Below are 20,595 nucleotides of genomic sequence, written 5' to 3'. Positions count from 1 at the left end.
AGCGACCGCATGACGCAAGCTGTTTTACTCAAATACACATCACCTTTTTAGACGGCGGCGCTCGGTTTCTTCAGCGGCCAAGCTGGCCGGCCAGGCCGCCAGCTTGGCATCAGACAAACCGGCCAGGATTTCATGCAGCCGCACGGTTGAGACGTGCGCGGGCGGCTCGAACACGTACCCGGCCGCGATCATCTCCGCCTCGATCTCTTCGGTAATGAAAAACGGTTCGTCCTGGCCGTCCTGGTGCGGTTTCATGCTTGTTCCTCTTGGCGTTCATTCTCGGCGGCCGCCAGGGCGTCGGCCTCGGTCAATGCGTCCTCACGGAAGGCACCGCGCCGCCTGGCCTCGGTGGGCGTCACTTCCTCGCTGCGCTCAAGTGCGCGGTACAGGGTCGAGCGATGCACGCCAAGCAGTGCAGCCGCCTCTTTCACGGTGCGGCCTTCCTGGTCGATCAGCTCGCGGGCGTGCGCGATCTGTGCCGGGGTGAGGGTAGGGCGGGGGCCAAACTTCACGCCTCGGGCCTTGGCGGCCTCGCGCCCGCTCCGGGTGCGGTCGATGATTAGGGAACGCTCGAACTCGGCAATGCCGGCGAACACGGTCAACACCATGCGGCCGGCCGGCGTGGTGGTGTCGGCCCACGGCTCTGCCAGGCTACGCAGGCCCGCGCCGGCCTCCTGGATGCGCTCGGCAATGTCCAGTAGGTCGCGGGTGCTGCGGGCCAGGCGGTCTAGCCTGGTCACTGTCACAACGTCGCCAGGGCGTAGGTGGTCAAGCATCCTGGCCAGCTCCGGGCGGTCGCGCCTGGTGCCGGTGATCTTCTCGGAAAACAGCTTGGTGCAGCCGGCCGCGTGCAGTTCGGCCCGTTGGTTGGTCAAGTCCTGGTCGTCGGTGCTGACGCGGGCATAGCCCAGCAGGCCAGCGGCGGCGCTCTTGTTCATGGCGTAATGTCTCCGGTTCTAGTCGCAAGTATTCTACTTTATGCGACTAAAACACGCGACAAGAAAACGCCAGGAAAAGGGCAGGGCGGCAGCCTGTCGCGTAACTTAGGACTTGTGCGACATGTCGTTTTCAGAAGACGGCTGCACTGAACGTCAGAAGCCGACTGCACTATAGCAGCGGAGGGGTTGGATCCATCAGGCAACGACGGGCTGCTGCCGGCCATCAGCGGACGCAGGGAGGACTTTCCGCAACCGGCCGTTCGATGCGGCACCGATGGCCTTCGCGCAGGGGTAGTGAATCCGCCAGGATTGACTTGCGCTGCCCTACCTCTCACTAGTGAGGGGCGGCAGCGCATCAAGCGGTGAGCGCACTCCGGCACCGCCAACTTTCAGCACATGCGTGTAAATCATCGTCGTAGAGACGTCGGAATGGCCGAGCAGATCCTGCACGGTTCGAATGTCGTAACCGCTGCGGAGCAAGGCCGTCGCGAACGAGTGGCGGAGGGTGTGCGGTGTGGCGGGCTTCGTGATGCCTGCTTGTTCTACGGCACGTTTGAAGGCGCGCTGAAAGGTCTGGTCATACATGTGATGGCGACGCACGACACCGCTCCGTGGATCGGTCGAATGCGTGTGCTGCGCAAAAACCCAGAACCACGGCCAGGAATGCCCGGCGCGCGGATACTTCCGCTCAAGGGCGTCGGGAAGCGCAACGCCGCTGCGGCCCTCGGCCTGGTCCTTCAGCCACCATGCCCGTGCACGCGACAGCTGCTCGCGCAGGCTGGGTGCCAAGCTCTCGGGTAACATCAAGGCCCGATCCTTGGAGCCCTTGCCCTCCCGCACGATGATCGTGCCGTGATCGAAATCCAGATCCTTGACCCGCAGTTGCAAACCCTCACTGATCCGCATGCCCGTTCCATACAGAAGCTGGGCGAACAAACGATGCTCGCCTTCCAGAAAACCGAGGATGCGAACCACTTCATCCGGGGTCAGCACCACCGGCAAGCGCCGCGACGGCCGAGGTCTTCCGATCTCCTGAAGCCAGGGCAGATCCGTGCACAGCACCTTGCCGTAGAAGAACAGCAAGGCCGCCAATGCCTGACGATGCGTGGAGACCGAAACCTTGCGCTCGTTCGCCAGCCAGGACAGAAATGCCTCGACTTCGCTGCTGCCCAAGGTTGCCGGGTGACGCACACCGTGGAAACGGATGAAGGCACGAACCCAGTGGACATAAGCCTGTTCGGTTCGTAAGCTGTAATGCAAGTAGCGTATGCGCTCACGCAACTGGTCCAGAACCTTGACCGAACGCAGCGGTGGTAACGGCGCAGTGGCGGTTTTCATGGCTTGTTATGACTGTTTTTTTGTACAGTCTATGCCTCGGGCATCCAAGCAGCAAGCGCGTTACGCCGTGGGTCGATGTTTGATGTTATGGAGCAGCAACGATGTTACGCAGCAGGGCAGTCGCCCTAAAACAAAGTTAGATGCACTAAGCACATAATTGCTCACAGCCAAACTATCAGGTCAAGTCTGCTTTTATTATTTTTAAGCGTGCATAATAAGCCCTACACAAATTGGGAGATATATCATGAAAGGCTGGCTTTTTCTTGTTATCGCAATAGTTGGCGAAGTAATCGCAACATCCGCATTAAAATCTAGCGAGGGCTTTACTAAGCTTGCCCCTTCCGCCGTTGTCATAATCGGTTATGGCATCGCATTTTATTTTCTTTCTCTGGTTCTGAAATCCATCCCTGTCGGTGTTGCTTATGCAGTCTGGTCGGGACTCGGCGTCGTCATAATTACAGCCATTGCCTGGTTGCTTCATGGGCAAAAGCTTGATGCGTGGGGCTTTGTAGGTATGGGGCTCATAATTGCTGCCTTTTTGCTCGCCCGATCCCCATCGTGGAAGTCGCTGCGGAGGCCGACGCCATGGTGACGGTGTTCGGCATTCTGAATCTCACCGAGGACTCCTTCTTCGATGAGAGCCGGCGGCTAGACCCCGCCGGCGCTGTCACCGCGGCGATCGAAATGCTGCGAGTCGGATCAGACGTCGTGGATGTCGGACCGGCCGCCAGCCATCCGGACGCGAGGCCTGTATCGCCGGCCGATGAGATCAGACGTATTGCGCCGCTCTTAGACGCCCTGTCCGATCAGATGCACCGTGTTTCAATCGACAGCTTCCAACCGGAAACCCAGCGCTATGCGCTCAAGCGCGGCGTGGGCTACCTGAACGATATCCAAGGATTTCCTGACCCTGCGCTCTATCCCGATATTGCTGAGGCGGACTGCAGGCTGGTGGTTATGCACTCAGCGCAGCGGGATGGCATCGCCACCCGCACCGGTCACCTTCGACCCGAAGACGCGCTCGACGAGATTGTGCGGTTCTTCGAGGCGCGGGTTTCCGCCTTGCGACGGAGCGGGGTCGCTGCCGACCGGCTCATCCTCGATCCGGGGATGGGATTTTTCTTGAGCCCCGCACCGGAAACATCGCTGCACGTGCTGTCGAACCTTCAAAAGCTGAAGTCGGCGTTGGGGCTTCCGCTATTGGTCTCGGTGTCGCGGAAATCCTTCTTGGGCGCCACCGTTGGCCTTCCTGTAAAGGATCTGGGTCCAGCGAGCCTTGCGGCGGAACTTCACGCGATCGGCAATGGCGCTGACTACGTCCGCACCCACGCGCCTGGAGATCTGCGAAGCGCAATCACCTTCTCGGAAACCCTCGCGAAATTTCGCAGTCGCGACGCCAGAGACCGAGGGTTAGATCATGCCTAGCATTCACCTTCCGGCCGCCCGCTAGCGGACCCTGGTCAGGTTCCGCGAAGGTGGGCGCAGACATGCTGGGCTCGTCAGGATCAAACTGCACTATGAGGCGGCGGTTCATACCGCGCCAGGGGAGCGAATGGACAGCGAGGAGCCTCCGAACGTTCGGGTCGCCTGCTCGGGTGATATCGACGAGGTTGTGCGGCTGATGCACGACGCTGCGGCGTGGATGTCCGCCAAGGGAACGCCCGCCTGGGACGTCGCGCGGATCGACCGGACATTCGCGGAGACCTTCGTCCTGAGATCCGAGCTCCTAGTCGCGAGTTGCAGCGACGGCATCGTCGGCTGTTGCACCTTGTCGGCCGAGGATCCCGAGTTCTGGCCCGACGCCCTCAAGGGGGAGGCCGCATATCTGCACAAGCTCGCGGTGCGACGGACACATGCGGGCCGGGGTGTCAGCTCCGCGCTGATCGAGGCTTGCCGCCATGCCGCGCGAACGCAGGGGTGCGCCAAGCTGCGGCTCGACTGCCACCCGAACCTGCGTGGCCTATACGAGCGGCTCGGATTCACCCACGTCGACACTTTCAATCCCGGCTGGGATCCAACCTTCATCGCAGAACGCCTAGAACTCGAAATCTAACGTCCGTTCGGGCATCGAGGTCCATGTCGGGGTGGGACGGGCCCGTGGCTTCAAGATCACTTGCAGTCCGACCGCGATGTCTTGGTTGCGCGAGAGGTTGTCGATATCTGTTGATTTGCACCCAAATTTGACCCGGGATTTGCATTGAATTTTGACCCACCCCTTGTTGTCAGAATTATGTCTCGATTTTCAGTTTGCGGGTCTGTTTTTCCTCCTGCTTATTCTGAGTTGAACTGTGTTTGAAGCGGTAACTTTCATTGCCGGTTTCCAGGATGTGGCAGTGGTGGGTTAGTCGGTCCAACAACGCTGTTGTCATCTTTTCATCGCCAAACACTCGGCTCCATTCCGAGAAGCTCAAGTTGGTGGTCAGTATCACGCTGGTTTTTTCGTACAGCTTTGAGAGCAGGTGAAACAGCAGTGCCCCACCGGTTTGGCTAAAAGGCAAATATCCCAGCTCATCCAGAATCACCAAATCGGCATACAACAGACGGTTTGCGATTTGTCCCTGACGCCCAGATGATTTCTCTTGCTCCAGTGCATTGACCAAATCCACGGTGGAGAAGAAACGCACCCGTCGGTTCAAGTGCATCACTGCTTGTGTACCAATGGCTGTGGCCAGGTGAGTCTTGCCTGTGCCTGGCCCACCAATCAGCACCACGTTCTGGGCTTGTTCCATGAAGTCGCACCGGTGCAATTGTTTGACCGTGGCCTCATTAACCAGGCTTTGACTGAAGTCAAAGCCCACCAAGTCCCGATACACGGGGAACTTGGCCACCCGCAATTGATAGTTCACCGAACGTACTTCACGCTCTGCCACTTCAGCTTTAATCAAGCTGTCCAGCATGGGCAAGGCTTGATTAAATGCTGGTGAATTCTGATTGCCCAACTCCTCAATGGCGTGTGCCATGCCAAAGAGTTTCAAGGATTTGAGGATTCTCACATGGCCTTCATGCTGCATCATGGGCTCTCCTTAAACTGTCATAGCGGTTCACGTTGGCCTGTGGTTCCAATGTCAGCCTTAACCCCTTGGGAATTGGAATCGGTTTGGGTGGAGGTTCTTCGGTCAAACGTCCCAACAGATTAAGCACATGCTCCTTCGATGGCTTGCCACACTCCAATGCCAATTCCACAGCACTGAGTACCGCACCTTCATCGTGGTGCAATACAAGGGCCAGAATTTCCACCATGTCACGGTCACCGCCGGGGCGTTGCAGCAAGATGGATTGAAGCTTCTTGAACGCGGGTGGCAATTCAGCAAATGGCGCACCATTGCGCAACGCCCCAGGTTTCTTCTGAAGCACAGACAAGTAATGGTGCCAGTCGTATTGTGTGTGGCCACGCCGAGCGTGGCCACTGCCAAACAATCTTGGATGCTCGGCAATGTGTTGGCCTTCGGCAGCCATCACCAGCTTGTCTGCATAAATCCGAAGGCTGATGGCCCTGTTGGCGTAACTGGCAGGAACGCTGTAGCGATTGCCCTCGTGGTGAACAAGGCAGGTTGAAGTGACTCGCTTGGTTTGCTCCACGAATGCATCAAAGGCATTGGGTAGCGCCATCAACTCGCCTTGTTCATCGGCAAAGGCCTCTTGCACGGTTTGGTCCAATTCGGGGTGGCGCAGCTCAGACCACAGCGCTTTGCAGCGATGCTCAAGCCACACATTCAAATCAGCAAGGCTTTGAAAGTCTGGTGCCCCTTGCCACAGGCGTTGGCGGGAATCCTGCACGTTCTTCTCAATCTGGCCTTTCTCCCAACCCGATGCTGGATTACAGAACTGCGCATCAAACAGGTAGTGGCTGACCATGGCAGTGAACCGCTGATTGACCCTGCGCTCTTTGCCACGCCCCACCGAATCCACAGCGGTCTTCATGTTGTCGTAGATGCCGCGCTTGGGAATGCCACCGAAGATTTGAAAGGCATGCCAGTGGGCATCAAACAGCATTTCATGTTTTTGCTGGTAGTAAGCCCGAAGCACAAAGGCCCGGCTGTGGGCCAACTTAAACTGGGCAATCTGAAGTTTGACCTGTTTGCCCGCTATGCGGGCAAAGTCCTCACTCCAATCGAATTGGAAGGCTTCGCCACAAGCAAAGCGCAAGGGGATGAAACAACCCTTGCCCGAGGTTTGCGCCTTGAACTGTTCGGAATCTTTCCACTGTCGGGCAAAGGCACACACTCGGTCATAAGACCCGGTAAAGCCCAAAGCGACCAAATCCCGGTACATGCTGCGCAGGTTTCTGCGCAGCTTCTTTGTCTTTTTGTGCTCGGTGGAGAGCCACTGCCTTAACTTGGGCTCAAAAGGACTTAACTTGCCAACGCTGTCTCGCGCTGGGTACTGCGGTTCAACCACCTTGCTTTGCAAATACTTGCGAACGGTGTTCCTGGACAGGCCGCTTCGTCGGGCTATTTCCCGAATCGACGCACCATCGCGAAAATGCCAGCGTCGAATTGCGCTCAATATCGCCACGTTTATCACTCCTTGATTTCTCCCGCCATATCCAGACGGGAAACAGTGTCATACGTGGGTCAAATTTCGACGCAAATCTTTACCCTAAGTGGGTCAATTTTAGATGCAACTCAACAGGCCATGCTGAGTGTGCGATGGTTGATCGCTTCCTCGCCGCTCTCCACGGCGACGATGGCCGCCGCCATCAGCAAGTGCGCCAGTTCCCCTATGGTGCCCTCGCTGCGTGTGAGCAGGTAGCGAGCCATGTCCAGCGTGGCAATTGGGGAAGGCCGGCGCAGCGGGAGCGAAGCGGCGAAGCTGGCCAGCAGTGAGCAGCAATCGTCGTTGGCCTCCCATACCGGCAGCATCATCGGCTCGAAGCGATTTTCCAACTGGTCATCGGAGCGGATGGCTAGGTAGGCGTCGCGCGTGCCTACCCCAACCAACGGGATGCGCAGTTCGTTGCCGAGGAAGCGCAGCAGGTTGAGGAATTCCCGGCGGTTGACGCTGTTGCCGGCCAGCACGTTGTGCAGCTCGTCGATCACCAGCATGCGCACGCCGACCTTGCGCAGCAGTGCCAGAGCCAGTTGCTCCATTTCCGGCAACCGTGGGCGTGGGCGCAGCGGCGCGCCCATCGCGGCGAGCAGCGCGACGTAGAAGCGGATCACGGACGGCTCGGACGGCATCTGCACGACCAACACCGGGATGTGCTCCTGGTCGGCGTCGGAGCTGGCCGGGTGGGTGCGGCGGAACTTCTCGACGATCATCGACTTGCCATTGTTGGTCGGGCCAACCAGCAGCAGGTTGGGCATGCGTTGCTTGTTTGGCCACGCATAAAGGGCTTCCAGCCGGTTCAGCGCCTCGACTGCGCGCGGATAGCCGATCCAGCGGTCGGCGCGAAGGCGCTGGATGCGCTCGTCCGCCGGAAGACGGGCCAAGCCCTGGGCCGCCGGCAGCAGGTGGGACAGGTCGATGATGGGATATTCGTCCACGGCTACCACTCCTCAATCTGGTCGAACGGTTTGGCGGGTGGCAAGTTGTCTGCCTGCGGGTCGGCAATATCCGTATCCGGCGGAACGGGCTTGTCCGGCCGAGCTGATGTCTTGAGGTGCTGGCGGCGATCCGCGTCACGCCGCGCCTTGCGTGTGGCCTTCTGCGCGCTGGTCACAATCTCACGCATCTGGCCGATCATGCGGAACAGCGCCGACTCATCCACCTGTTCGCGCCCTTGCTGCCGCAGTTTCGCCAGCGCCTGCCGTTGTTCCCAGAGGGTGACAGCCGGATGCGACAAGGTACGGTAGGGAATTTCCAGGTAATGCTGTCCCTCCGGTTCCAGGACCCAGATACGGCTGATGTCGCGCGGATCGCGCCGGATCAGAAAGGACGGCCAGCGTTCACGCCGCGCAATCCACGGCTTGAGCGCATCGGCGTAGTAGTGGATGTGGTCGATGACAAAGCCGGTGCGGGTCAGCGTGCGCCGGAGGATCGGCAGAAAATCGACCAGGAACGAAGTAGCGCGTGTGACGACGGCCGGTACGCCGACACGCGCCACGGCCTCGGCCCAGCGCGCGGCCGGCGGTTGGAGCAGGCCGTTGTGCACCGAACCGTGGTAGGTGCCGACCGCCAATGTGAGCCAGCGCTCTAGCTCGCGCAGCGTCAGGGCGGCCTTGTTTTCGGAATCGTAGTCGCCGCGCTGGTCAGGGTTGGAGAAGGTCGTTCCCGGCAGTTCGTCGTGAATCATCTGCATCGCCGTGCCGATGATCCGTTCCACGATGCCGCCATAGTGCGGCTGTCCCAGCGGGCGATAGTCCAGCCGGATGCCATGCTGCTCGCAACCCCGGCGCAGGGCCTCGCTCTTGAACTCGGCCGCGTTGTCTAGGTAGAGCAGCAAGGGCTTGCCGCTCATCTGCCAATCCATTTCCACGTTCAGTCCTTCCAGCCAAGGGCGCTTGTCGCAGGCGACATGCACGAGGCACAGGCCAACCGAAACGGCAGACGGCGCTTCCAGCGTGACGACCATGCCGAGCACGCAGCGGGTGAACACGTCGATGGCGAGGGTCAGGTACGGGCGGCCAATAGGTTGCCGGTCGCGGTCATCGACCACGATCAGGTCGATGACCGTATGGTCTATCTGCACCTGCTCCAGCGGCGCGGTCACGGCAGGAGGCTCGCCGCCCACACCTTGTAGGTCACGAGCGGCATCCTGGCCTTCCCGCCGGCGGATGACCTTGCGCGGGTCAAGGCTAGCGATCCGTAAGGCCACGGTATTGCGCGCCGGCACTCGCAGTTTTTGAGCCTTGCACACCTGAGTGACTTCGCGGTGAAAGGCCGCTAGGCTGCGCTTCTGCTTGGTCAGGAACCGCTTTTGCAGTAGCTCGTGGATGACGCGCTCGACCGGTTCCGGCAAGCGCCCCTTACCTTTACCTCCACCGGACTGGCCGGGCACCAGATCCGTCACGAGGCCGCTGCCTTGCCGGGCACGCCGGATCAGAACGTATACCTGGCGCCGAGACAAGCCCAGCGCCTGAGCCGCCATATCGGCCGCTTCGTGCCCGACCGTCTCCGACTGCGCCAACGGACTGATGATCTCCGCACGACGGCGCGCACGCTCCCAAGCCTCATCAGGCAGAGTGGCCACGCCTTGTTCTGGAATCCGTGGGGTGTCCGTCGCCATGCTCACCTCGCTTTGGTGCACACGAGTATTGAGCATAGTCGAGATTGGTGCAGATCACTTCTGATATTGAACTGTCAGGAGCTGGCTGCACAACAGCCATTACGCCCAATCAACTGGTGCAGTCGTCTTCTGAAAATGACACGACAAAACAAGACAGTTTCAGCGCGGCCCGCTGCGTGTTATATTGCACTATGTTTGTAACACATGAGGGCCACGACATGAGCGAAGCCACTTTTACCTTTCGGGTCGATGAATCCCTGAAAACCGAGTTCTCCACGGCCGCCAAAGCCCGCGACCGCAGCAGCGCCCAGCTTCTGCGCGACTTCATGCGCGATTTCGTGCGGCAGCAAGAGGAAGCGGCCGCGCATGACGCCTGGTTCCGTCGCCAGGTGCAAATCGGCCTGGACTCGGCCAATGCCGGCGACGTGATCCCGGCGGCCGAAGTGGAAGCCGAAGCCGAAGCCTGGCGGGCTGAAACGCGCCGGAAGATGGCCAGCGTTGCTACATCGTGAAGCTGGTCTGGACACGGCCAGCACACGCTGACAGGAAGAAAATACGCGAGTACATCGCGCAGCACGCGCCGGCGGCCGCGCTGGCCCTCGATGAACTGTTTTCAGAGAAAGCCGGCTTGCTGCTCGATCATCCCGGCCTGGGCAGGACTGGCCGGGTGCCTGGCACCCGCGAGCTGGTGGCGCACCGGAATTACATCCTGATTTACGACACGGCCGGCGACGTGGTGCGCGTGCTGCGTGTGCTGCACGCTGCCAGGCAGTGGCCACCGCGCTACACAATGGGCATGGGCGAACTGCTGGAAGGGGCCGAAGCCTCCGGGGCATATCCACTGCCGCCGGAAGAACGCGAATGGGTGGATGCTCCTACGGTCGGCCGGGAATGGCCCAACGACGAGAATTGAAAAGGGCGGCCACTGGCCGCCCTTCTTGTTCCCGGATCGGCCTACGCTCTTTGCAGTGACTGCTGTACAGCGGTCATTGCTTCTTGAAAATCCGCTTGGGTCAACCGTCCCGTTTCGGCCTGGTAGTACACCAGAGTGAACATGTTTGCCACTGCCTCGGCCATCGGCGAAAGCTGCCGCGCCTGGGCCTGGTCTATCCAGGACAGTCCGGCGAGTAGCGTTGCTGCGTGCTGCACTGTTTGCGTTGCTTGGGTAGTATGTTGAGTTGCCATTTTTGTACCTCGTTGCAGGTCTTGAGTGGAAGTGTCGGCCGGTGGTGCTAACACCGGCCGACGCGCTTTAACCCCTTGGGTTTTTGTTGACGAAACTAGCGACTTCGGCATTTCGCTCCTGCTGTCGCTCCTGGGCATACGACACATAGTCCTCGACCCCGAACGTATTGCCTTCACTGTTGGCCTGCCATTCGGCATGGGACTCCATTGCCTGCGCCTGGTCGGCTTCCGATAGCTCGCTGAATCCGCCGGTTTGGTTGATCCAGCCACCGCCGCCGGCGTCGCCGCCCAGGTTGTTTCCGGTGAACTCGCTACCAGCACTCGGGGCTGCCGGAGCTGCACCCGCGCCAGCACCGACAGCCTCTGTCCCGCTGCCTTTGATCGCGGCTGCGATCTTGCCGCCGGTTGTGTCGGCAATCCGCTCCATTGCGGAATCCTTGATGCTGGATGCCTTGGCCTTGGCCACCGAACCGATGCCCTTGGCTAAGATGCCGCCGGCATCGGCCGTGACGCGCCCCGCCTTGGCGGCCGAGGCCAGGAAACCACCGCCCGAACCGGAGGAACTACCACCGCCCGACGACTCGCCGCCGCCGGACTTGCCGCCGCCATCGCCGCCCGACGAATCGGCCCCGCCGCCGGTGCTGGTGTCACCACCGCCACCGCCGCCGTCACCGCCACCAAAGCCGGCGGCTTGAGCAAAGGGCGTGTCGCCGGTGCCGGCTTCAGCGCTTCCACCGCCGCCGCCATCACCACCACCGCTGAAAGCAGACATAAGATCACCGCCGCCGTCGCCACCGCCGCTCGATGCGCTTTCGCTGGCCTTCGAGAAGGCTGCCATCACGGCTTGCGCACCACCGGCTGCTGATGCCGCACCGGCGGCCAGGGCTGCGCCGCCCGTTGCCACGGCTGCGCCGGCCATGCTGGCTGCACCCATAGCCGCGCCCATAGCGGCACCAGCCCCGAAATTGCCGATGCCTCCGGCATTGCCTACGCCGCTGCCCGTGATGATGCCGGCCAGCAGTGGCGGCACACGATTGATGAGCATCAGCAGCGCAACGCAGAACACCAGCATCACGCCCAGCTCTTCAAAGTTGAGCGTTCCCTTACTCATCTTGGCGTAAAAACTCAACAGCAGATCGTTGCCAATGCCGATCAATAGAACCATCGTGAATAGCTGCACTGCGATGCCCAGCACGGTCTTGTAGTAGTTGATCGCCATGTCGGACGTCCAACGCGAGCCACCAAACCCCAGGAAGAAAATGCCGGCGTACATGAGTATCCAGGCCGACACCAAGAGCAACAGCATGTTGACTGCGATGACGGCAAGCAAAAGGAGGATTCCGGCGCTCAACACAACACCGACAAAGCTGTCGATCGGACTCCACGCTGATAGGTTTGAAACGGCCTGCTTCCAGATCATGAAGCCAATATCGACAATGCCAGAGGGCGTGACCGACGACACGCCACTGGCCTGCTCACCGAGTTTTTGTAGCGACTGGATGATCGAGTGTGCAAAGTCTGGCCCGTTTCTAAGCAACCAGAGGAAGAAGCCGAAAAACACAATGAACTTCACAAACTCGGAAAAGAACTCCCCTATATCGGCTTTTCGCAAAGCCATCATGCCGAACGTCCAGACCATCGAAATAGTGCCCAGTGTCCAAAACAGCCACGTCGCCGCATTGAGTACGATGGCCTGCCACGTTGTCGCCTTTGTAGAGAACTCCGTCACCACCTGGTCGAGCACGCCCTGATTGGTCAGTTGTGCGGCCGCACCGGCCGAATACAGCATGACGCAGGCGCCAATGAGCGCCGCTTTATGAATCGCCTTCATGCTATTTCCCTCCATCCGGGCCGGTAAGCTCAAGCCAGTTTTTGGGGTTTTCTGTGGGTGCGATGCCGCTTGTTCTACGCGAGCATTGCCCCGCAAATTCCTGCCTTGCTGCCTTATTCTGGATCCGCTTGATCTTCTCGATCTGGCAGTTCGCATCATTGACTGCCGGCAGTGCCTGCATGGCGGGTTGGTTGTCGCAACCGGCTATAAGGAGCACCAAGACGGCAGCCAGCACCGTCGTACATTTGCTGTTCATGACGGCCTCCATTAGCGGGTCAGATCAAGCCAGTTTTTCGGCGCGGCCGTTTTCTCGATCCGAGACTCTGTAGATGCAGCATGTGCGGCCTGCTGCTTCGCATCCAGGTCGGCATCAGCCTGCATCTTGGCAGCCACTGCGTTCTGCTGCGCAAGCAACATGGCGCGAATCTGCAAGAGCTGGTTGGCCTGTTGGCTGGCGAGCTGGTTGGCGTAGCCGATGGCCTGTAGCTGGCCGGTTGCACCCTGCGCCTTGCCTTGGAGCTGTTCCAGTGTGCGGGCATCGGCCGTCAATGCTTTCTGTTGCTCTTTAATTCCCTGAAACAAGGCGTCGTTGGCCTTTTTCTGCGACTCGGACGCCAGGGCGCGGTTTTGCTCCATCGCTGCACGTTCGGCCGGGGTGCAGCCGCCGGTACCATTGAAGCAAGGCGAGCCACGGTAATAAGCCACGTCCTGGAACTTGCTCAGGTACGCATCCAGGCTGCCAAGCTGGTTTTCGTAGTAGGCCAGCGTGTCTTGTGCAGCCAACAGCTTGTTCATCGTCGCCTGCGCTTGATCCCAGATATAGGCGGCCGGGGCCATCGTGTTTTGCAGCATGTTTTCGTACTGCTGCAATTGGGTCTGGTACTGCTCGATTTGCTTGGCAGTTTGGGCAACCGCTTCCATTGCAGACATAACGTTCTGCACCAGGTTGCCACCGTCGATAACAGGGATGCCGGCCTGTGCCGGAATGGTGATGATGCTGCCAGCCAGGACGGCAGCGAGCGCGGTTTTAGCCGCTAAAAGGCGGACGTGCTTCATGGTCGAGTACCTCGATGTGTGAGTTAGCTATGTGCGGCTAATCTGTCCCACGACGCTGTTACTGCTGCGTTGCTGTGGGGTTGGGCCATCACGAGGCAGTTCGCCAAATCTGCCAAGGTACCCGCCCGGGTCGACACCGTCGCGCCCTTGCAATTTTTTGTTGAGATCGGTGTGTGTCGTGCAACCCTGCACGATTACTGCTTTACATAAATGATTGCATACTCATTGCATCATATCTACCAAACTCAAATGATGCAAGCTGTTTTTACTCAAAAAGGTTAAAACTACCGCCCCCGTCCTTTCCGCTGTTTCGCCTTCTCTTTCTTGGCGTTCAACTCGGCTTGCAGCTTCGCTTTTCGCCGTTCCTGGTCATTGATTGCCGGAATCGGTGCAGGCTTCGGCGTTGGGATGCTCGCGCCCTCGATGTGCAGCGCCTCGATCTGCGACAACGTGCGCAATCGGCCCTGACGCGCTGCCGGCGGAACGTGCCCTACCGGGCCAACGCCTGGCTTCTTGATCGTCGGCTTGGCAGGCGTATCACTACCGCCTATCAGCGCCTGCCTGCGGACTTCCAGGACCGGGTCGGAAAACGTGATGGGTAGTTGTGAATCGACGGCGGCGCGGATGATCTGCGCCTTGAACTCGGTCGTGCCGTTGACCGTGATGCGGTTGCCATATCGCTCCATCGCAAGGCGCAAGGCTTCTTGCAGGCCCTCGCGGCTGGCTTCTCGGGACACTTGCAGGCGCTCGCCATCGTCACGTACGGCAGTCTTGCCGGCCCGGAAAATGATCGTGCCCTTCTTCGTGATGTTGTCCACCACGGGCGCATGTCCGGGCTTGGCCTGGCCATCGCCCTGGACGGTGTTGCCCTTGAGGCCCTGGGCGGCCTCTCTGGCTCGCAACGCGGCCAGCGCCTCGCCGCTTCCCTGGGTGGCTTCCTGCTTGAGCCAGTCGGCCCATGTGCGCCGGCTGTGCTGCTCATAGCAGCCCTGACGCTCTGCCAGGTACTGCTTGTTGATCGTCTGAATTTCATCGCGCAGCGCCTTGCTGGCCTGCGAATACAACAGCTTCTTGGTCAGCCGGCCTTGCGTCATATGTTTGATCGCAGCGCGGCGCATGCTCCCCGATGCCTTGGCCGCTGCAACTTTCCTGTCCTTGCGCTGCCTGGCCACGTCCAGGGCCTTCGCCCGGCTGGCCGTCAGGTTCTGCTGGTCAGCCTTATACCTGGCGTACAACTCGACCGTGTTCACGCGCAAGCGGATCGGGTCTTTCTTGTATCGCCGTTTCGGCTCTGCCTGCCGCTCGGGCGACGGCTCAAAAGTGCCCAGCCGTTTTTCCAAAGCTGGCTTGGATAGATCCCGCCCAAGCGTGCTTGGCTTGACGGTCGTACCGTCCTCGGCCCGGATCACCAGGCCGTTACCGCGAGGCGTGATTTCCAGCCCGTTATCACGCATGACCTGGTGCAGCTCCTGCCAGGTCTGCGCGCCCTTGATCTCGGCCAAGCACTCGCGCTTGATCCAGCCCACCAGGCTTTCAACGCCGGCATGACGCTCCATGTCCGCCGCCCTGGACGCCGCACCCCGTTGGCGCGGTTCGTGGTTGTCGCGTTCCAGGCCGTATTCCTGTTCCAGCTTCGTGCATAGCTCGCCAAGTGCCAGGTGCGGGTAATACGGCTCGTGCATCGTGTGCCGGGTCGGGTGAATCTTGTTGATGGCGATATGGATATGCAGGTTGTCGGTGTCGTGATGCACGGCGCTGATGCGCTGGTGTTCGCCGAAGCCCAGCCCCTCGCAGATACGCGCCTCTATTGCCTTGAGCGTGTCGGCGTCGGGGTTTTCGCCGGCGCGAAAGCTCACGATCAGGTGATAGGTCTTATCACCCTGGGCGCGGGTGTTGGTGTGCTGGGTGGCCAGAACTTCGGTGATGGCGTCCCGCACTGAAAACGCCTCGCAGTTGGTCACGGCCACCAAGCCCAGCCGATGGTCTTTGCTCTGCGCATCGGTGATGTACTTCGCCAGGTCGGCAAAATCGCTCTTGCCAAGCGACCGCATGGCGACGTGCTTGGCAATCATGGCGCGGCCCTCGGCCGCACCACAGCTTCCATAAGGCGGCTCATTTCGTCCTGGTTGGCCTCGATGCGGCCCAACAGCGCCCGGATGGTGGCCGCGCCTATTTCGGCAGTTTTGGCGTCATCGGTCAGCCAAAGTTTCAGCAGACCACCCAGCCGGCCAAGGTCGCCGTTCACGCGCACCAGCTCGCGCACGTTCTCGTAATCGGTCACGCCGGTGACCTGGTAGCCCTGCCCAACCAAGCGCAAATAAGTCGATGCGCTGTGGCCGCTGGCCTTCGCCAGCGCCTCGATCTCGGCCCGCTCTTCGGGCAGGCAATACACCTTGATCGGCGGGCTGCCCTTGCGCGTTGGTTTGTCGTTCTCTGCCGCCATCGGCAAGCCCTCCTATCGTCTCTTTGGCCGGCGCTGCCGGCTGGCCCCGCAGGGCAGGATTCCCGTTGAGCACCGCAGGTGCGAATAAGGGGAAGTGAAGAAGGACAACCCGTTTACGGGTGGGCCTACTTCACACATCCTGCCCGCTATTCAGCCTCGAATACTCATAGTACAGCAGTTGGATTCTTGTGCAATTCATGCGCTATCGCATACCGATTGCCATGCAATCGGGTTAAAGCGGCCTGTAATCGGCCTAATAGGGGCTCTACAGCGGGAAAAACGGGCTTAAATCGGCATTAAACCGTGCCAAAATCGCGGTTTAATCGAATTTTCCAAAACTCTGCTTTGCACAAGAAAGCAACGATTTCCTTGCTGTTTCCACAACGAGGAAACACCACTTTCCCCATGCTTTCCACGGCCACATGACCGCCCAAAAAAACAAGGTTGGACGCCAAGGAAAGAGGCGGTACACCCCGCCCCTCAAGTGTCAATGAACACCTAAAAACGCCGGTCGCTATCAGCCCCTCGCCATAGCGGCGGCCTACTGACACTTGAGGGGCGGAGCGGCTCTTTGTTGACACTTCAATCACTACCGCCAGACCAATCCACCGCCCTACTTCTTCGCCCTGGGTGTTTTGGTTTCGGCCGGTGCCAGGCGTGCCAGCAACGCGGCCGCCTGTTCCTGGTGTGCGGTGAGCTGGCCGGCCAGCTCGGCGGCTCGCTCGCGGGCGCTGCCGGCTTCCTCTCTGGCCTGGTCGCGTTCGGCCTGGGTCGCGGTCAGCCGTTCGGCCATCTTGTGCGCCTCGACCGCGACCGCCTTTCGCTGCTCCTGGTGCTTCTCGTCGGCGGCCTCTGCCTTGGCTTTGACCGTCGCCAGTTCGGCGCGTACCTGGTCGAGTTGCGCGGTCACTGCCTGGGTAGCCTGCTGCGCATCGGTCACGGCAGCCCGCGCCTGGTCGGCGTCCTGGTGTGCCCTGTCCAGCTCGGCCCGCAGCTCGCGGGCACGGTGCTCGATCTCGTCGGCCTTCGCTTCCGCACGTTCGGCCCTGGTGACAGCCTGGGCCAATTCTGTCCGCACGCTGGCCAGCTCGCCGGCGACCTGCTGACTTTGTACCTGGTGCGCCTGGTCGGCCGCTTCGGCGGCGGCCCGCACCTGGTCAAGCTCGGTTGCCTGGGTTTCGTAGGCGTCGGCCAGCTCTTGGCGCATGGTGTCCAGCTCGACACGCTCGGTTTCCCATGCCGCTTGCGCGGCCCGCAATGACTCGTTCGCCAGTTCCTGGGCCTGCTGCCATAAGGCGGCCAGGGCGGCGGTGTTCGCTTGGGTGACGACCTCCGGCACGGTGACGGCCACCGGGGCCGCCTGGGCGGTCTGCGCTCGCCGCCATTCCCGCATCACGGCGCTGGTTGTGTTCATGTCAGCCCGCGCTGCGCGGCGCACGGCGTCAACGGTCGGCAAGTTCTCGCGGCCGGCCTGTTCGTACAGCTCGGCGGCAGCGGCAATGATGCGTTCGCGCACGTCGGCGGGGATATTGGTTTGCGTCATGGCGGTGCCTCCCGGCTGGATAAATAAGATAAGAATAATAATAATCTTCTTATTCTTATTATGCAAGTTATTATTTTGCCCGGCCGCCGGCGTGCTGGCGACGGTTCAGGAAATCAGCCACGGCTAAAACCGCGTAAGAAGCCCGTAGCGGCGGTTTCAGGGGTCGGTGCGGCAATCCCCCGGCTTTGGGCGTGTTCGGCGCTCCTGTCACGCCTGGTGGCCGTAGGTGATGCCCTGGGCTGTCGCCCTGCCCTTTTCCTTGGCGTTCAACTTTTGCGGCCTTTCAGCCACCACCGGCGTTCCAGTCGAGCGCAGGTGATTGGGCAGCCCTGCTTTTCACTGCTAAACCGCTTTTGACGGTCTTTCAGCAGCCGCGGTGCCTTGATGTGGGCGCCGGCGGTCGAGTGGCGACGGCGCGGCTTGTCCGCGCCCTGGTAGATTGCCTGGCCGTAGGCCAGCCATTTTTGAGCGGCCAGCGGCCGCGATAGGCCGACGCGAAGCGGCGGGGCGTAGGGAGCGCAGCGACCGAAGGGTAGGCGCTTTTTGCAGCTCTTCGGCTGTGCGCTGGCCAGACAGTTATGCACAGGCCAGGCGGGTTTTAAGAGTTTTAATAAGTTTTAAAGAGTTTTAGGCGGAAAAATCGCCTTTTTTCTCTTTTATATCAGTCACTTACATGTGTGACCGGTTCCCAATGTACGGCTTTGGGTTCCCAATGTACGGGTTCCGGTTCCCAATGTACGGCTTTGGGTTCCCAATGTACGTGCTATCCACAGGAAAGAGACCTTTTCGACCTTTTTCCCCTGCTAGGGCAATTTGCCCTAGCATCTGCTCCGTACATTAGGAACCGGCGGATGCTTCGCCCTCGATCAGGTTGCGGTAGCGCATGACTAGGATCGGGCCAGCCTGCCCCGCCTCCTCCTTCAAATCGTACTCCGGCAGGTCATTTGACCCGATCAGCTTGCGCACGGTGAAACAGAACTTCTTGAACTCTCCGGCGCTGCCACTGCGTTCGTAGATCGTCTTGAACAACCATCTGGCTTCTGCCTTGCCTGCGGCGCGGCGTGCCAGGCGGTAGAGAAAACGGCCGATGCCGGGATCGATCAAAAAGTAATCGGGGTGAACCGTCAGCACGTCCGGGTTCTTGCCTTCTGTGATCTCGCGGTACATCCAATCAGCTAGCTCGATCTCGATGTACTCCGGCCGCCCGGTTTCGCTCTTTACGATCTTGTAGCGGCTAATCAAGGCTTCACCCTCGGATACCGTCACCAGGCGGCCGTTCTTGGCCTTCTTCGTACGCTGCATGGCAACGTGCGTGGTGTTTAACCGAATGCAGGTTTCTACCAGGTCGTCTTTCTGCTTTCCGCCATCGGCTCGCCGGCAGAACTTGAGTACGTCCGCAACGTGTGGACGGAACACGCGGCCGGGCTTGTCTCCCTTCCCTTCCCGGTATCGGTTCATGGATTCGGTTAGATGGGAAACCGCCATCAGTACCAGGTCGTAATCCCACACACTGGCCATGCCGGCCGGCCCTGCGGAAACCTCTACGTGCCCGTCTGGAAGCTCGTAGCGGATCACCTCGCCAGCTCGTCGGTCACGCTTCGACAGACGGAAAACGGCCACGTCCATGATGCTGCGACTATCGCGGGTGCCCACGTCATAGAGCATCGGAACGAAAAAATCTGGTTGCTCGTCGCCCTTGGGCGGCTTCCTAATCGACGGCGCACCGGCTGCCGGCGGTTGCCGGGATTCTTTGCGGATTCGATCAGCGGCCGCTTGCCACGATTCACCGGGGCGTGCTTCTGCCTCGATGCGTTGCCGCTGGGCGGCCTGCGCGGCCTTCAACTTCTCCACCAGGTCATCACCCAGCGCCGCGCCGATTTGTACCGGGCCGGATGGTTTGCGACCGCTCACGCCGATTCCTCGGGCTTGGGGGTTCCAGTGCCATTGCAGGGCCGGCAGACAACCCAGCCGCTTACGCCTGGCCAACCGCCCGTTCCTCCACACATGGGGCATTCCACGGCGTCGGTGCCTGGTTGTTCTTGATTTTCCATGCCGCCTCCTTTAGCCGCTAAAATTCATCTACTCATTTATTCATTTGCTCATTTACTCTGGTAGCTGCGCGATGTATTCAGATAGCAGCTCGGTAATGGTCTTGCCTTGGCGTACCGCGTACATCTTCAGCTTGGTGTGATCCTCCGCCGGCAACTGAAAGTTGACCCGCTTCATGGCTGGCGTGTCTGCCAGGCTGGCCAACGTTGCAGCCTTGCTGCTGCGTGCGCTCGGACGACCGGCACTTAGCGTGTTTGTGCTTTTGCTCATTTTCTCTTTACCTCATTAACTCAAATGAGTTTTGATTTAATTTCAGCGGCCAGCGCCTGGACCTCGCGGGCAGCGTCGCCCTCGGGTTCTGATTCAAGAACGGTTGTGCCGGCGGCGGCAGTGCCTGGGTAGCTCACGCGCTGCGTGATACGGGACTCAAGAATGGGCAGCTCGTACCCGGCCAGCGCCTCGGCAACCTCACCGCCGATGCGCGTGCCTTTGATCGCCCGCGACACGACAAAGGCCGCTTGTAGCCTTCCATCCGTGACCTCAATGCGCTGCTTAACCAGCTCCACCAGGTCGGCGGTGGCCCATATGTCGTAAGGGCTTGGCTGCACCGGAATCAGCACGAAGTCGGCTGCCTTGATCGCGGACACAGCCAAGTCCGCCGCCTGGGGCGCTCCGTCGATCACTACGAAGTCGCGCCGGCCGATGGCCTTCACGTCGCGGTCAATCGTCGGGCGGTCGATGCCGACAACGGTTAGCGGTTGATCTTCCCGCACGGCCGCCCAATCGCGGGCACTGCCCTGGGGATCGGAATCGACTAACAGAACATCGGCCCCGGCGAGTTGCAGGGCGCGGGCTAGATGGGTTGCGATGGTCGTCTTGCCTGACCCGCCTTTCTGGTTAAGTACAGCGATAACCTTCATGCGTTCCCCTTGCGTATTTGTTTATTTACTCATCGCATCATATACGCAGCGACCGCATGACGCAAGCTGTTTTACTCAAATACACATCACCTTTTTAGACGGCGGCGCTCGGTTTCTTCAGCGG

22 protein-coding genes are annotated in these 20,595 nt (G+C 60.2%); 5 read left to right on the top strand and 17 right to left on the bottom strand.

The features are described from left to right. Nucleotides 1-39 precede the first annotated feature (39 nt). The 3 genes from ACMHYJ_RS16485 to intI1 all read right to left on the bottom strand — a co-directional run bounded on the left by ACMHYJ_RS16485 (nucleotide 40) and on the right by intI1 (nucleotide 2,276). Nucleotides 40-255, bottom strand: coding sequence for a hypothetical protein (locus tag ACMHYJ_RS16485; protein WP_017154885.1), 216 nt, complete (start codon nucleotides 253-255; stop codon nucleotides 40-42). Continuing rightward, a complete protein-coding gene (locus ACMHYJ_RS16480) occupies nucleotides 252-938 on the bottom strand; it encodes a recombinase family protein (RefSeq protein ID WP_017154886.1) in 687 nt (228 codons plus the stop codon). Before ACMHYJ_RS16480 ends, ACMHYJ_RS16485 begins: the two co-directional genes overlap by 4 nt. 324 nt (nucleotides 939-1,262) lie before the next feature. After that, nucleotides 1,263-2,276: a class 1 integron integrase IntI1 gene (gene intI1 / locus ACMHYJ_RS16475; RefSeq protein WP_000845048.1), complete on the bottom strand. Its 1,014-nt coding sequence runs from the start codon at nucleotides 2,274-2,276 to the stop codon at nucleotides 1,263-1,265. A gap of 244 nt (nucleotides 2,277-2,520) precedes the next feature. On the opposite strand from intI1, the gene ACMHYJ_RS16470 reads away from it, so the two are divergent. The 3 genes from ACMHYJ_RS16470 (at nucleotide 2,521) to ACMHYJ_RS16460 (ending at nucleotide 4,329) form a co-directional block, all read left to right on the top strand. Then, on the top strand, nucleotides 2,521-2,868 hold the full coding sequence (locus tag ACMHYJ_RS16470; protein WP_000679427.1) for a quaternary ammonium compound efflux SMR transporter QacE delta 1: 348 nt from the start codon (nucleotides 2,521-2,523) through the stop codon (nucleotides 2,866-2,868). Next, on the top strand, nucleotides 2,862-3,701 hold the full coding sequence (gene sul1 / locus ACMHYJ_RS16465; RefSeq protein WP_000259031.1) for a sulfonamide-resistant dihydropteroate synthase Sul1: 840 nt from the start codon (nucleotides 2,862-2,864) through the stop codon (nucleotides 3,699-3,701). Before ACMHYJ_RS16470 ends, sul1 begins: the two co-directional genes overlap by 7 nt. Before the next feature lie 127 nt (nucleotides 3,702-3,828). Beyond that, entirely contained in the window at nucleotides 3,829-4,329 is a 501-nt protein-coding gene (locus ACMHYJ_RS16460; RefSeq protein ID WP_000376623.1) for a GNAT family N-acetyltransferase, read from the top strand. A gap of 175 nt (nucleotides 4,330-4,504) precedes the next feature. Here ACMHYJ_RS16460 and istB read toward each other — a convergent pair whose 3' ends face one another. From istB to ACMHYJ_RS16440, 4 genes are all read right to left on the bottom strand, one after another. After that, a complete protein-coding gene (gene istB / locus ACMHYJ_RS16455) occupies nucleotides 4,505-5,290 on the bottom strand; it encodes an IS21-like element IS1326 family helper ATPase IstB (protein WP_000983249.1) in 786 nt (261 codons plus the stop codon). Further along, entirely contained in the window at nucleotides 5,277-6,800 is a 1,524-nt protein-coding gene (istA, locus tag ACMHYJ_RS16450; RefSeq protein WP_001324342.1) for an IS21-like element IS1326 family transposase, read from the bottom strand. The genes istB and istA overlap by 14 nt, the downstream gene beginning before the upstream one ends. Nucleotides 6,801-6,901: 101 nt before the next feature. Further along, nucleotides 6,902-7,762: a TniB family NTP-binding protein gene (locus ACMHYJ_RS16445; protein ID WP_000344784.1), complete on the bottom strand. Its 861-nt coding sequence runs from the start codon at nucleotides 7,760-7,762 to the stop codon at nucleotides 6,902-6,904. Between the two features lie 2 nt (nucleotides 7,763-7,764). Continuing rightward, nucleotides 7,765-9,444, bottom strand: coding sequence for a Mu transposase C-terminal domain-containing protein (locus ACMHYJ_RS16440; protein ID WP_000179844.1), 1,680 nt, complete (start codon nucleotides 9,442-9,444; stop codon nucleotides 7,765-7,767). Between the two features lie 218 nt (nucleotides 9,445-9,662). On the opposite strand from ACMHYJ_RS16440, the gene ACMHYJ_RS16435 reads away from it, so the two are divergent. Together ACMHYJ_RS16435 and ACMHYJ_RS16430 are read left to right on the top strand one after the other, a co-directional pair. After that, the gene (locus ACMHYJ_RS16435) at nucleotides 9,663-9,956 is read left to right on the top strand and encodes a CopG family ribbon-helix-helix protein (RefSeq protein WP_112201548.1); all 294 of its coding nucleotides are present in this window, start codon (nucleotides 9,663-9,665) and stop codon (nucleotides 9,954-9,956) included. Beyond that, nucleotides 9,953-10,357: a type II toxin-antitoxin system RelE/ParE family toxin gene (locus tag ACMHYJ_RS16430; RefSeq protein WP_258529098.1), complete on the top strand. Its 405-nt coding sequence runs from the start codon at nucleotides 9,953-9,955 to the stop codon at nucleotides 10,355-10,357. The genes ACMHYJ_RS16435 and ACMHYJ_RS16430 overlap by 4 nt, the downstream gene beginning before the upstream one ends. A gap of 41 nt (nucleotides 10,358-10,398) precedes the next feature. On the opposite strand, the gene ACMHYJ_RS16425 is transcribed toward ACMHYJ_RS16430, so the two are convergent. The 10 genes from ACMHYJ_RS16425 to parA form a co-directional block, all read right to left on the bottom strand. After that, nucleotides 10,399-10,629 carry a type I toxin-antitoxin system ptaRNA1 family toxin gene (locus tag ACMHYJ_RS16425; RefSeq protein WP_060448624.1) on the bottom strand — a complete coding sequence of 77 codons (231 nt, stop codon included), beginning with the start codon at nucleotides 10,627-10,629 and terminating at the stop codon, nucleotides 10,399-10,401. 67 nt (nucleotides 10,630-10,696) lie between these two features. Further along, nucleotides 10,697-12,460, bottom strand: coding sequence for a P-type conjugative transfer protein TrbL (gene trbL / locus ACMHYJ_RS16420; protein ID WP_414247245.1), 1,764 nt, complete (start codon nucleotides 12,458-12,460; stop codon nucleotides 10,697-10,699). A 1-nt stretch (nucleotide 12,461) separates the two neighbouring features. Then, nucleotides 12,462-12,716, bottom strand: a complete 255-nt coding sequence (gene trbK / locus ACMHYJ_RS16415) for an entry exclusion lipoprotein TrbK (RefSeq protein ID WP_112201552.1) — start codon at nucleotides 12,714-12,716, stop codon at nucleotides 12,462-12,464. 11 nt (nucleotides 12,717-12,727) lie between these two features. Then, nucleotides 12,728-13,516 (bottom strand): P-type conjugative transfer protein TrbJ, encoded by a 789-nt coding sequence (gene trbJ, locus ACMHYJ_RS16410; protein ID WP_112201550.1) that lies wholly within the window; start codon nucleotides 13,514-13,516, stop codon nucleotides 12,728-12,730. A gap of 284 nt (nucleotides 13,517-13,800) precedes the next feature. Beyond that, nucleotides 13,801-15,588 carry a TraI/MobA(P) family conjugative relaxase gene (gene traI / locus ACMHYJ_RS16405; RefSeq protein WP_087671978.1) on the bottom strand — a complete coding sequence of 596 codons (1,788 nt, stop codon included), beginning with the start codon at nucleotides 15,586-15,588 and terminating at the stop codon, nucleotides 13,801-13,803. Beyond that, a complete protein-coding gene (gene traJ, locus ACMHYJ_RS16400; RefSeq protein WP_060448619.1) occupies nucleotides 15,585-15,959 on the bottom strand; it encodes a conjugal transfer transcriptional regulator TraJ in 375 nt (124 codons plus the stop codon). Before traJ ends, traI begins: the two co-directional genes overlap by 4 nt. A 613-nt stretch (nucleotides 15,960-16,572) precedes the next feature. Beyond that, nucleotides 16,573-17,502: a DNA-binding protein gene (locus ACMHYJ_RS16395; RefSeq protein WP_087671980.1), complete on the bottom strand. Its 930-nt coding sequence runs from the start codon at nucleotides 17,500-17,502 to the stop codon at nucleotides 16,573-16,575. 837 nt (nucleotides 17,503-18,339) lie between these two features. Continuing rightward, nucleotides 18,340-19,413, bottom strand: a complete 1,074-nt coding sequence (locus ACMHYJ_RS16390) for a replication initiator protein A (protein ID WP_033483887.1) — start codon at nucleotides 19,411-19,413, stop codon at nucleotides 18,340-18,342. 192 nt (nucleotides 19,414-19,605) lie between these two features. Next, nucleotides 19,606-19,821: a plasmid partition protein ParG gene (locus ACMHYJ_RS16385; protein WP_017154883.1), complete on the bottom strand. Its 216-nt coding sequence runs from the start codon at nucleotides 19,819-19,821 to the stop codon at nucleotides 19,606-19,608. Nucleotides 19,822-19,841: 20 nt separating this feature from the next. Further along, nucleotides 19,842-20,471 (bottom strand): ParA family partition ATPase, encoded by a 630-nt coding sequence (gene parA / locus ACMHYJ_RS16380; RefSeq protein ID WP_017154884.1) that lies wholly within the window; start codon nucleotides 20,469-20,471, stop codon nucleotides 19,842-19,844. Nucleotides 20,472-20,595: the final 124 nt, after the last annotated feature.

Origin of the sequence: Castellaniella hirudinis (assembly GCF_047468865.1) — a bacterium.
GTDB lineage: Bacteria > Pseudomonadota > Gammaproteobacteria > Burkholderiales > Burkholderiaceae_B > Castellaniella > Castellaniella hirudinis_A.
This window is presented reverse-complemented; position numbering and strand designations above follow the sequence as displayed.